At 61.3% G+C, this 11,371-nt stretch carries 6 protein-coding genes and 4 pseudogenes; 7 read left to right on the forward strand and 3 right to left on the reverse strand.

Annotated elements, in window-relative coordinates:
- The first annotated feature begins 6 nt into the window (after positions 1 to 6).
- Positions 7 to 927 carry a polyphosphate kinase 2 family protein gene (locus JCM25143_RS05170; protein ID WP_025860265.1) on the forward strand — a complete coding sequence of 307 codons (921 nt, stop codon included), beginning with the start codon at positions 7 to 9 and terminating at the stop codon, positions 925 to 927.
- Positions 928 to 949: 22 nt separating this feature from the next.
- Positions 950 to 1,486: a DUF3465 domain-containing protein gene (locus tag JCM25143_RS05175; RefSeq protein WP_025860266.1), complete on the forward strand. Its 537-nt coding sequence runs from the start codon at positions 950 to 952 to the stop codon at positions 1,484 to 1,486.
- 74 nt (positions 1,487 to 1,560) lie between these two features.
- Here the strand turns inward: JCM25143_RS05175 and clpA are convergent.
- A pseudogene (gene clpA, locus JCM25143_RS17055) lies at positions 1,561 to 3,901 on the reverse strand (ATP-dependent Clp protease ATP-binding subunit ClpA).
- Positions 3,902 to 4,109: 208 nt separating this feature from the next.
- Positions 4,110 to 4,487 (reverse strand): ATP-dependent Clp protease adapter ClpS, encoded by a 378-nt coding sequence (gene clpS, locus JCM25143_RS05185; RefSeq protein ID WP_025860267.1) that lies wholly within the window; start codon positions 4,485 to 4,487, stop codon positions 4,110 to 4,112.
- A 365-nt stretch (positions 4,488 to 4,852) separates the two neighbouring features.
- On the opposite strand from clpS, the gene JCM25143_RS05190 reads away from it, so the two are divergent.
- The 3 genes and pseudogenes from JCM25143_RS05190 (at position 4,853) to ggt (ending at position 8,900) form a co-directional block, all read left to right on the forward strand.
- The gene (locus tag JCM25143_RS05190) at positions 4,853 to 5,959 is read left to right on the forward strand and encodes a D-alanyl-D-alanine carboxypeptidase family protein (protein WP_051542944.1); all 1,107 of its coding nucleotides are present in this window, start codon (positions 4,853 to 4,855) and stop codon (positions 5,957 to 5,959) included.
- 237 nt (positions 5,960 to 6,196) lie between these two features.
- The gene (map, locus tag JCM25143_RS05195; RefSeq protein ID WP_025860269.1) at positions 6,197 to 6,997 is read left to right on the forward strand and encodes a type I methionyl aminopeptidase; all 801 of its coding nucleotides are present in this window, start codon (positions 6,197 to 6,199) and stop codon (positions 6,995 to 6,997) included.
- A gap of 104 nt (positions 6,998 to 7,101) precedes the next feature.
- A pseudogene (gene ggt, locus JCM25143_RS17060) lies at positions 7,102 to 8,900 on the forward strand (gamma-glutamyltransferase).
- 6 nt (positions 8,901 to 8,906) lie between these two features.
- Here the strand turns inward: ggt and JCM25143_RS05205 are convergent.
- Positions 8,907 to 9,989, reverse strand: coding sequence for a lysine-2,3-aminomutase-like protein (locus JCM25143_RS05205; RefSeq protein ID WP_081773476.1), 1,083 nt, complete (start codon positions 9,987 to 9,989; stop codon positions 8,907 to 8,909).
- Here JCM25143_RS05205 and epmA point away from each other — a divergent pair.
- Positions 9,988 to 11,005 (forward strand): annotated as a pseudogene (gene epmA, locus JCM25143_RS17065) (EF-P lysine aminoacylase EpmA). The gene JCM25143_RS05205 and the pseudogene epmA sit on opposite strands and share 2 nt — an antisense overlap.
- A gap of 79 nt (positions 11,006 to 11,084) precedes the next feature.
- A pseudogene (locus JCM25143_RS17070) lies at positions 11,085 to 11,371 on the forward strand (hypothetical protein); the annotation flags it as partial.

Raw genomic sequence — 11,371 nt, forward strand, 5'->3', positions numbered from 1 at the left:
AATCCCCTGAACAACCTGAACCGCTTTCTTGAAACACTGGACAGCTACCAGGTGACGGACGGCAAAACTTTCGATCTGGAGCATTTCAGCCCGGATGATGACGGCGGGCTGGGACTGGACAAGGAACACGGCAAGGCCCTGCTGGCAGCCGTAAAAACCCGCCTGCAGGAACTGCAGGAACTGCTTTACGCCAACCAGACGCGCTCGCTGCTGATTGTCCTACAAGGCATGGACACGGCGGGCAAGGACGGCACCATCAAGCACGTCATGTCCGGGGTGAACCCACAGGGCGTAAGCGTGACCTCTTTCAAACAGCCCGGCCCGTCCGAACTGCTGCATGGCTTTCTGTGGCGCATCCATCTGGCTGCCCCTCAGGCAGGGCGAATTGTCGTGTTCAACCGCAGCCATTACGAGGATGTGCTGGTCACACGCGTCCACCCCGAGTTGCTGGAAAACGAACACCTGCCCGGTGAAACCAACACGCCGGCTTTCTGGCAGGGCCGCTATAGCGATATCCGCCATCTGGAGCATTATCTGAGCCGTCAGGGCACGGTGGTGCTGAAATTCTTCCTGCATATCTCGCGTGAGGAGCAGCGCAAACGCCTGCTCGCCCGGCTTGATATTCCGGACAAACGCTGGAAATTCTCGACCGCCGACCTGCGTGAACGCGAATTCTGGAACGAATACAAATCCGCGTATCAGGACGCCATTGCCGGAACGGCCCGCGAGCACGCGCCATGGACCATCGTTCCCGCCAACCAGAAATGGTACGCCCGTCTGGTGGTCATCGGCACTATTATCCGCGCCCTGCATAACCTGAACCAGACCATGCCTGACCCCTCGCCAGAAATCACCCGCCAGCTCGACAACTACCGTGACAGCCTGCTGAACGAAGAAACCCCTCCCAAGAACAAGAAAAAATCCTGATCACCCCATACCCGACGACTCCATGAAGGCCTCCCCCATGCTCTCCATTCCGCTCCGCCCGCTTCTGGCGGGCCTTGCCCTTACCGTCTGCCTGCCCGTTATGGGCATGCCTCAGGCGCAGGCCCGCGAAGGCTGGTACAACCGCCAGCAGGAACGCACAGCGCCGCCCACACAGGTATCCGCCACCTGCGACAATGCAGGCTTCCTGGCGGCGCAAAGGAATTTTGAACAGGGTGGTGGCCCCAAGGGCGATGTGCCGGTGCATATCTGCGGCACGGTGCTGACTCTGGCACCACACGCAAAAAAAACACGGAGCGGCCTGCACGGCTATTTCTATGTGGCGGTCACCCCCACCATTTCCATCCGCATTGTCACCAATCTGGATGAAATGCACACCCCTGCCTGGCCATGGGTGGCCAAAGGCGACCATGTGGACGTTGTCGGGCGCTATTATTACGATTCGTACAGGCGTCAGGGCATCGATTGGACGCACCGTGGCACCGGACGTTCATGGGGGGTGCCGGGCTCTGTCACGGTTAACGGCACCCGTTACGACTGAACTCCGCACATAAAAAAACGGCTGACCAGCCTTACAAGCCAGTCAGCCGCCTTTACTCCAATTGCAACTGGCCCTTAGCCGGTTGCTTCTTCCTCACGCTCGCTGCCGCGTTCGTCCTCACCGCCGGATGGTGAAGCGACACTGCTTTCCACAATATCGAACACCAGTTCGCCATTACGCAGGCCGATCTTGACCGCACCACCCTTGGTCAGGCGGCCGAACAGCAGTTCTTCCGCCAGCGGTTTCTTGATCGACTCCTGAATGACCCGGCCCATGGGGCGCGCGCCATACAGGCGGTCGTATCCCCGCTCAACCAGCCATTCCTTGGCGGCGGAAGACAGTTCGATGGTCACGTTACGGTCTGCAAGCTGGGCTTCAAGTTGCAGCACGAACTTCTCGACCACCTGCCCCACAATTTCCGGTGTCAGATGCGCGAAGGGAATGATCGCATCAAGACGGTTACGGAACTCAGGGGTAAACAGGCGCTTGATCGCCTCTTCATCCTCGCCTTCACGCACGGTGCGGCCAAAACCAACGGCCTCCTTATTCAGATCGGATGCCCCGGCATTGGTAGTCATGATCAGGATGACATTACGGAAATCGACCGTCTTGCCGTTATGATCAGTCAGTTTGCCGTTATCCATCACCTGCAGCAGCACGTTGTACAGGTCGGGATGTGCCTTTTCGATTTCATCAAGCAGCAGCACGGCATGCGGATGCTGGTCGATGGCGTCGGTCAGCAGCCCCCCCTGATCAAACCCGACATAGCCGGGCGGCGCGCCCAGCAGCCGCGAGACCGAATGCCGCTCCATGTATTCAGACATGTCGAAGCGGATCAGTTCGATCCCCAACGCTGTGGCGAGCTGACGGGCCACCTCTGTCTTGCCCACGCCTGTCGGCCCGGAGAAGAGGTAGTTGCCAATCGGCTTTTCGGGTTCACGCAGCCCGGCCCGCGCCAGCTTGATAGCGGCGGACAGCGCATCGATAGCCCGATCCTGCCCGAACACCATGCCCTTGAGATCGCGCTCAAGGCTACGCAGCACTTCCTTGTCATCCGCCGAAATGCTCTTGGGCGGAATGCGCGCAATACGGGCGATGATGTCTTCCACATCCTTCAGGTTCACCGTCTTGCGGCGGCGGCCTTCGGGTTGCAGCATGCGCGAAGCCCCGACCTCATCAATCACGTCGATAGCCTTGTCAGGCAGTTTACGGTCGTGAATGTATTTGGCCGAAAGCTCGACAGCCCCCCGGATTGCCTCGTCCGTGTAGCGCACCTTATGGTGTTTTTCGTAACTTCCTTTGAGGCCACGCAGGATTTTCACCGCATCGTCGATAGTCGGCTCGGGCACATCGATCTTCTGGAAGCGCCGCACAAGCGCGCGGTCCTTCTCGAAATGCTGACGGAACTCCTTGTAGGTTGTCGAACCGATGCAGCGCAGCGTGCCAGCCGCAAGTGCGGGCTTGAGCAGATTGGAGGCATCCATGGCCCCGCCCGATGTCGCACCCGCCCCGATAACGGTGTGGATTTCGTCAATGAACAGGATCGCATGCGGGTCCTGATCAAGCTCCGTCACCACCGCTTTCAGGCGTTCCTCAAAATCACCCCGGTAGCGGGTGCCAGCCAGCAGGGCACCCATATCCAGCGAATAGATGGTGGACTGCAACAGCACCTCAGGTACGTTGCCTTCTACAATGCGCCGGGCCAGCCCTTCGGCAATAGCGGTCTTGCCCACACCCGGATCGCCCACATAAAGCGGGTTGTTCTTGGTGCGGCGGCACAGGATCTGGATCGTGCGTTCGATTTCGGTATCCCGCCCGATCAGCGGGTCCACCTTGCCTGCCAGCGCCTTGTCATTGAGGTTGACGCAGTAGGTTGAGAGCGCGTCCTGACTTTTCTGGCTCTTGCTTTCGCTGCGCTCGGGTTCCTCTGCCTTGTCCGCACCCGGCCCCGTACCGCTGATCGGCCTGCGGGTGGAGCGGTCAGGGGCTTTGGCAATACCGTGAGAGAGGAAATTGACCGCATCCAGCCGGGTCATGTCCTGCAGTTGCAGGAAATACACCGCATGGCTTTCGCGCTCGGCAAACAGCGCCACCAGAACGTTGGCGCCAGTCACCTCGTCCCGCCCGGTGGACTGAACATGAATGGCCGCACGCTGGATGACGCGCTGGAACGCGGCTGTGGCTTGGGCTCCGTAGGACGGTCCGCCGCCAGACCCGCCAGATCCTTGTCGAGAAAACCCGTCAGATCGGTTCTCAAGCGCTCGAGATCAACGCCGCAGGCCCGGAACACCGTAACGGCGTCCGAATCGTCCACCAGGGCCAGAAGCAGATGCTCGAGCGTTGCATATTCATGATGCCGGTCTCCGGCAGAATAAGCGCCCGATGCAACGTCTGCTCAAGATTGCGTGACAACATGACGAGACGCTCCTTTCGAGGATCTTCCCCCTGTGGCCAATGCAGTAAAGCGCCACAAAGGTAGAAGCCCTTTCTACATATTTGGCTGCTTCAGCCAGAAATGCGAGTCATAAGCGCATAAAAATTGTCACAACTGTTTTTTTCTCGTGGATTTTCAACACCCGCCCCCCAAAACGGCCGCGCCACACACGGGGTTTTCAAGGCAGGTTCAGTCTTTTTCGATCGTGCACTGCAAGGGGTGCTGGTTCTGCCGCGCCAGATCCATAACCTGCGAAACCTTGGTTTCCGCCACCTCGTAGGTGAACACACCACACACCCCTACGCCGCGCCGGTGCACGTTGAGCATGATGTCGGTCGCTTCCTCACGGTTTTTCTGAAAAAACCGCTCAAGCACGTACACCACGAATTCCATCGGGGTGTAGTCGTCGTTGAGCATCAGCACCTTGTACATCGCGGGCTTGCGGGTTTTGGGCTTGGCCCGCACCACCACGCCCACATCCGCATCATTACCGTCCGACTCCAGTCCGCCATCGCGCCGGGAGGGTCCGTTGCCCGTATGCAGAACAGGATAACGCGACGAAAGCATGGCGAAGACACTCCGGAACCCGGTTGCAAGAATGGGGCCTGTTTTTCCGCATCAGGCAGGAAAAAACAAGGTTACTCCCCCGCTGCCGCCGGATTCGGCGGCCCCTTCCCTACAGTCAACTGTCAGGTATGGGTGTGCTTGTGCCACACGGGGTATGGCGCTGTCATGATCAAACTACCCCACGCGCCCCCTGCCGCCGCATGGCAGGGCTCTGGATTATTTTCGTTTTTACAAGCGCGCTCTTGCGATTCCACGCGTCAGGCGGAATACTAGGCAATGGAAATGGGGCGGGGGTAGCGTTGGCACAGAAACGGATGTCCAAACGGGCAAGACAGCGGCAGACCGCACTCCCTGCGGCCCATGCCATGACAGGCACCACAACGCGGCAGAACACGCGGCGCGGCACATGGCTGGCCGGGCTGGCGGCCCTTGTTCTGGGCGGCGTAACGGGTGGCGGCACGGCGCACGCACAGTACGCCCACCAGATCAGCTCTATCGTGGTGGATGCCCGCACGGGCGATGTGCTCTCCCAGACCAATCCTGACCTGCGTCGCTACCCTGCCAGCCTTACCAAGCTGATGACGCTCTACATGACTTTCAGCGCCCTGCGCGCGGGTGTGATCACCCCCGATCAGCAAGTGCCAGTATCGATCCACGCGTCCACCATGGAGCCTTCCAAGCTGGGGCTGGTGCCGGGTTCGCGCCTGACCGTGGAAGAAGCCATTCTTGCCCTTGTCACCAAATCCGCTAATGACGCCGCCTGCGCTCTGGGCGAGTTAATAGGCAGTGGCAGCGAGCCGCAATTCGCCCTGATGATGACCCGTCAGGCTCAGGCACTGGGCATGAAGGATACCACCTTCCGCAACGCCTCCGGCCTGCCCAATAGTGAGCAGCTTACCACCGCGCGCGACCTTGCCACCCTCGGGCGCAGGCTCATTGCCGATTTCCCTGAATATTATCACTATTTCTCCACGCCGAGCTTCCGCTTCCACCAGCGTGTCATTCCCAACCATAACCCCATGCTCAAGGTCTATGCCGGGGCAGAAGGCATGAAGACCGGCTACACGCAGGAAGCAGGCCATAACCTCGTAACCTCGGCCATGCGGGACAATGTCCGGCTTGTCGGGGTTGTGCTGGGCTCTGCCAGCAACTCACAGCGCACCCAGCTCATGGCCAGCCAGCTTGACCGGGGTTTTGACACCGAGGGCGTAGCCCCTGTCGAGCGTCCGCTGGTGCTGGCCCGCGCCAGCACGCACCGCTCCGTCACGCGGGAGCATCGCGTAATTGCCATGGCGGGTGCAACGCATCACCGAGCGCTTGAAGTGGCCGAAGCGGCAAGCGCGCATGTGCGCCGGGGCCGCCCCACCGTGGCGCATGATCACCGCGTGCGGCTTATTGGTGCCAAGGTGCATACCATTTCCACACACACGCACCCGATCCACCACGCTACGCGCTCACGCAGCCGCACCTGAAGCCATGGCAGGCGGGCATTGGCCCGCCTAACGCTGCTTGCTGAAAAACGGGCTGATCAAGCTGGGAAAATTCCTTTGCGCCTCAGCCGATCTCTTCCACACTATAGATTGAACAGCCGCCCCAAAGGCATGGCAGCCTGACGGCAGGCAAAAGCGGGTTGCCATAGCGGGCCAGTATCTTCATCTTTGCCGCCTTGTATCGACCCGCATCGTGGCGGACACAGCAAAGAGGCAGACATGGCAGGCAGAGCCGGAATCATTATCCACACAGAAGAAGACTTCATCGGGCTGCGCGAGGCAGGCCGCCTCGCTGCCGAAACACTGGATATGATCACCGATTATGTCAGGCCCGGCGTCACCACCGGAGAGCTGGACCGGATCATTCATGAATACACGCTGGCCCATGGTGCCGTGCCGGGGCCGCTGAACTATCGTGGCTACCCCAAGTCCTGCTGTATTTCAGTCAATCATGTTGTCTGCCATGGCATTCCGGGCGAACGCCCGCTGATAGAAGGCGATATCGTCAATATTGACGTCACCCCCAAGCTCAATGGCTGGTTTGGCGATACCAGCCGCATGTATTCCGTGGGCAAGGTTTCCATCAAAGCCACCAAGCTGGTGGACACCACCTATGAATGCCTCATGCGCGGGATTGAAGTTGTAAAGCCGGGCGCAACGCTGGGCGATATCGGCCACGCGATCCAGAGCCACGCGGAAAAGCACCGCTACTCCATCGTCACCGATTTCTGCGGCCATGGCATTGGCCGCACCTTCCATGCCGAGCCCAATGTGCTGCACTATGGCAAGCCCGGCACGGGGCTCAAGCTCAAGGCGGGCATGGTGTTCACCATCGAGCCCATGCTCAATATCGGCAAACCCGATGTTAAAATTCTGGAAGACGAATGGACAGCCGTCACGCGCGACCGTTCCCTGTCTGCCCAGTTCGAGCATATGCTGGCCGTTACTGAAACCGGCTACGAGATTTTCACCCTCTCTCCCGCAGGTTACACGCACCCGCCCTACACCCCGAAAGGATAAGCATGACACTGCCCGCGTCCGCCCCCATGGGGCCTGCCTCTCTGGCCTCTGCCCGCAAGGGGGGTGCCCGCGGGCCTCTGCTTCGCACCTGTGCCGCTGTCTTCATGCTGGTGGCTACCCTGCCCACAGGGGTGCCCTTTACCGCCACCCCGGCGGCGGCCCAGTCCGTTACACCCTCCGTAACGCCCTCTGCTACCCCGCTGGCCAGCACGGACCCGCTGGCCTATGCCGGAGGCGAACCCGACCGCCTGCCCACCCTCGCCCCTGTATGGGGTGCACATGGCATGGTGGTTTCAGCCCAGAAGCTGGCCTCCGAAGCGGGTGAGCGCATTCTCGCACAAGGTGGCAACGCGGCCGATGCCGCCGTGGCCATGGGTTATGCGCTGGCCGTGGTGTATCCGGCGGCGGGCAATCTGGGTGGTGGTGGCTTCATGCTGCTGCGCCCACCGGGCCAGAAAACCGTCTTCCTCGATTTCCGTGAAAAAGCGCCGCTGGCCGCGCGCGCCAACATGTATCTAGACAGCAAGGGGCAGGTCATACCCGATCTGTCCGTGCTGGGCTGGAAGGCCGTGGCCGTACCCGGCACGGTCGCGGGGCTTGAAACGGTGCGCCAGCGCTGGGGCCATCTGTCGCGTCAGGCGGATATGGAACCCGCCATCGAACTGGCCCGCAACGGCTTTGTGCTGGAAACAGGCGATGTGGAACTGCTCCACACCGCCACCAGTGGTTTTGAAAAAGACCCCTATGCCCGCACCATTTTCCTACGCCCTGACGGCACACCCCTACAGGCTGGCGACCGACTGGTGCAGACCCATCTGGCCCACACGCTCGAACAGATCGCCCATGGGGGGACGGATGCGTTTTACCGTGGCCCTATCGCGCAGGAACTGGTGCGCGTCTCGCGCCTGAATGGCGGTATTCTGCAAAACGAGGATTTTGCCCGCTACACCCCGCGCGAACTGCCGCCACTAAGCTGCACCTACAGGGGGTTTCTGGTGGAAACGGCTCCCCCGCCCAGTGCTGGCGGTGTTGCCCTGTGCGAAATGCTCGAAATCCTGTCTGGCTATGACATGCACGCGCTGGGCCTGCACACTGCCCCGGCCCTGCAGCGCGAGATCGAAGCCATGCGCCACGCCTATTCAGACCGGCGCAATCTGGGCGACCCCGCTTTTGTCCATAACCCGATCAGCACCTGCTCAACCCGGCCTATATCAATGCTGTAAGAGCGGCCATTCCCACTGACCGGGCCGTGCCCTCCGCCGACCTTCAGGCGGGAGTGGCCATGCCGGAAAAACCCCAGACAACGCATTACTCCATCATTGACCGCAATGGCTTTGCCGTTTCCACCACCTATACGCTCAATGGCTGGTTCGGGGCGAAGGTGGTCGGGGGCGAGACCGGCATTGTCATGAATGACGAGATGGATGATTTTTCCATCAAGCCCGGTACACCCAACATGTTCGGCATTCCCGGCAGCCGCGCCAATGCCATTGCACCGGGCAAAACGCCGCTTTCCTCCATGTCGCCCACCATTCTCTCGCGCAATGGCGCGCCGGTTATGGTGATTGGCAGCCCCGGTGGCTCGCGTATTCCCACCATTGTTCTGTCTGTGGTGCTGGGCGTGGTGGATTACGGGCTGGATATTCAAAAAGCCATAGACCTGCCCCGCCTGCATGAGCAGTGGATACCCGAAACAGTGGAAGTGGAATCCGGCGCGGTCAGCCCGGATGTTGCTCATACGCTTGAGCAGGAAGGCTACCGCTTTGCCCCGCATGCACCATGGGGTATTCCCGAAGGGATACTGGTAGGCGCTCCCTCCCTTGGCGCGACCGACGCGAAAGCGGGCTATTACGGCGGGTATGACCGCCGCCACCCCGGTGGTGCGGCTGTAGGCGTGCCGTAAGCGCGCCTATAAGCGCTCCAGCCTGTGTGTGCGGCCTGAAGGGTCGCGCACCTGTGCGGCCCCCTGCACATAATCCGGACCAAGCGGTACCTTGCCGTAGCCACCGGGAATATCGAGCACGTAAAGCGGCCAGGCCAGCCCCGTGACCCGGCCACGCAACCCGGCCAGTAAACGCCGCCCCTCCTCGGCTGGCACATGAAAGCGGGCCGTACCGGGGGCGGGGTCAAGCTGGTGCAGGTAATACGGGCGCATGCGGTTTTCCACCATGCCCCTAAACAGCGCCTCCAGCGCCTGTTCGCTATCATTGACGCCGCGCAGCAACACGGATTGTCCCAGCAGCGGAATACCCCGCCGCACAATCCGCCGCAGGCAGGCACGCGCCGCCTCGGAAAGCTCACGCGCATGATTAACATGCACGGCCATCCACATGGCTTTGTCCGTTTCCAGCGCATCGAGCATGGCATCGGTTACACGCTCGGGGGCAGCCACCGGTACGCGGGTATGCACACGAATGGTTGTAACATGCTCCATGGCCGATAGCGCCGCCACAATCTCACCCAGCCGCCGGGCGGAAAGCATGAGCGGGTCGCCCCCGGTCAGGATCACTTCGCGAATCTGCGGATGCGTGCGCAGCCAGTCCAGGGCGCCGGCCAGTGCGGCCTCGTCCAGCACACCGCCATCGGGGCCAACATGCTCACGCCGGAAACAGAAGCGACAGTAAAGCGGGCAAACCAGAAGCGGCTTGAGCAACGCCCTGTCGGCATAGCGGTGCACAATACCCGGCACGGGAGACAGGGCATCATCCCCAATCGGGTCAGACCGCTCCGCCGGTGCCACGAACAGTTCATCAGGCGTGGGAATGACCTGCAGGCCAATCGGATCATCTGGCTGTTCGATCAGGGCGGCAAAGGCGGGAGGAATGGCCGTGGCGTATTGCCCGGCCACGGCCAGCAGGTCCGCCCGCGCCGAGGGGGGCACCAGACCAGCGCCAATCAGGTCATCAGGCGTGCGGAGCGTGCGCGCGGTTACCGGACCGGGCACGGATGAGGCTTGACCGAAGAAGACATGCTGCGGCTCTACTCTTCCCATGTCTGTCTTAGCAACCACTGATATGCACGCGCCCGATCCGCTCCACCTGCGCGACCGCCTGCCCTACCTTGCCCGGCGTGGCTGATAACCCGCACCATACGCGCTTTTCTGGAGGCGCGTGGTTGCATGGAGGTGGAAACCCCCTGCGCCGTACCCGTGCCCGGTGAGGAGGTACACCTGCTGCCTTTCAGCACCGAGCAGGAAACACCTCAGGGGGAAAAACAGCCCCTGTTCCTGCACACTAGCCCCGAATTTGCGATGAAACGGATTGTCGCAGCCACCGGGCTTTCGGTGTTTCAGTTTGCCCGCGTCTGGCGCAATGGCGAAGGCAGCGCCCTGCATGCGCCTGAATTCACCATGCTCGAATGGTATCGCCCCCATATGGCCCTGAGCGGCTGATGGATGAAACCGAGGCCCTGCTGAAAGCAGCGCTCCCCCCCACGCTCACCTACGCCAACACCACGCTGGACCTGAGCTTACCCTTTGAGCGCCTGAGCATGCAGGAAGCCTTTGCGCACCATGCGGGTGTGGACCTGCTGCCAACCGAAGGCGATGCACAGGCACTGGCCAAAGCCGCCGCATGCCCTCTGCGAGCAGATGAAAGCTGGGAAGACCTGTTTTTCCGCCTACTGCTTGAACGGGTGGAACCCGCTATCGGGCGTGAACGCCCGACTTTTCTGACCCACTGGCCTGCCAGTCAGGCAGCCCTCGCCCGCACCGACCCGCATGACCCCCGCGTGGCCCTGCGCTTCGAGCTGTATGCGGCAGGTATGGAACTGGCAAATGCGTTCGAGGAACTGACAGACGCCACCGAGCAGCGCACGCGCTTCGAGCAGGATCGCGCCCGCCGCAATGCCCTCTACCCCGAACGCAAGGACTGGCCGGTGGACGAAAACCTGCTGGCTGCCCTGCCCCACATGCCCCCCTGCTCGGGCATTGCACTGGGCTTTGATCGGCTGGTGATGCTGGCCTGCGGTGCCAGACGTATACAGGATGTCTTGTGGATGGGTAACTAGTCTGCAACATTTGTACCATCGCGGCGTTTTCGTTCACACGGCCCTGCCCCGGCCTTCACCTTTTCAGGACCCTTCGTTCATGACCCATGCCAGAACACCAAAGCGGGTGGGAAAAACACTGCTGGTCGCACTGCTTGCCCTGAGCGCGTGCGAAGTGCCCTCCAAAAAGGAGCGCCTGCTGCTGGATTCCATGATCGGCCATCCGGCAACGGACGTGGTGCGGAGTTTTGGCGTGCCCACCCGGCAGTTCACGACGGATAACCACCTGTTCCTTGCCTACATTACCCAGCAGACCGACTACACCATGCCCATGGGCGGATGGGGCTGGGGTGGCGGATGGGGTCCGGGCTGGGGGCCCGGTTGGGG

The sequence above is a fragment of the Acetobacter papayae JCM 25143 genome (assembly GCF_000613285.1).
Taxonomy (GTDB): Bacteria; Pseudomonadota; Alphaproteobacteria; order Acetobacterales; family Acetobacteraceae; genus Acetobacter; species Acetobacter papayae.

What these genes read in the sequence shown, in the direction of transcription:
- map (WP_025860269.1), top strand. Translation starts at nt 6,197, where the DNA reads ATGGCAGGCAGAGCCGGAATCATTATCCACACAGAAGAAGACTTCATC.
- JCM25143_RS05175 (WP_025860266.1), top strand. Translation starts at nt 950, where the DNA reads ATGAAGGCCTCCCCCATGCTCTCCATTCCGCTCCGCCCGCTTCTGGCG.
- JCM25143_RS05190 (WP_051542944.1), top strand. Translation starts at nt 4,853, where the DNA reads ATGACAGGCACCACAACGCGGCAGAACACGCGGCGCGGCACATGGCTG.
- JCM25143_RS05205 (WP_081773476.1), bottom strand. Translation starts at nt 9,989, where the DNA reads ATGGGAAGAGTAGAGCCGCAGCATGTCTTCTTCGGTCAAGCCTCATCC.
- clpS (WP_025860267.1), bottom strand. Translation starts at nt 4,487, where the DNA reads ATGCTTTCGTCGCGTTATCCTGTTCTGCATACGGGCAACGGACCCTCC.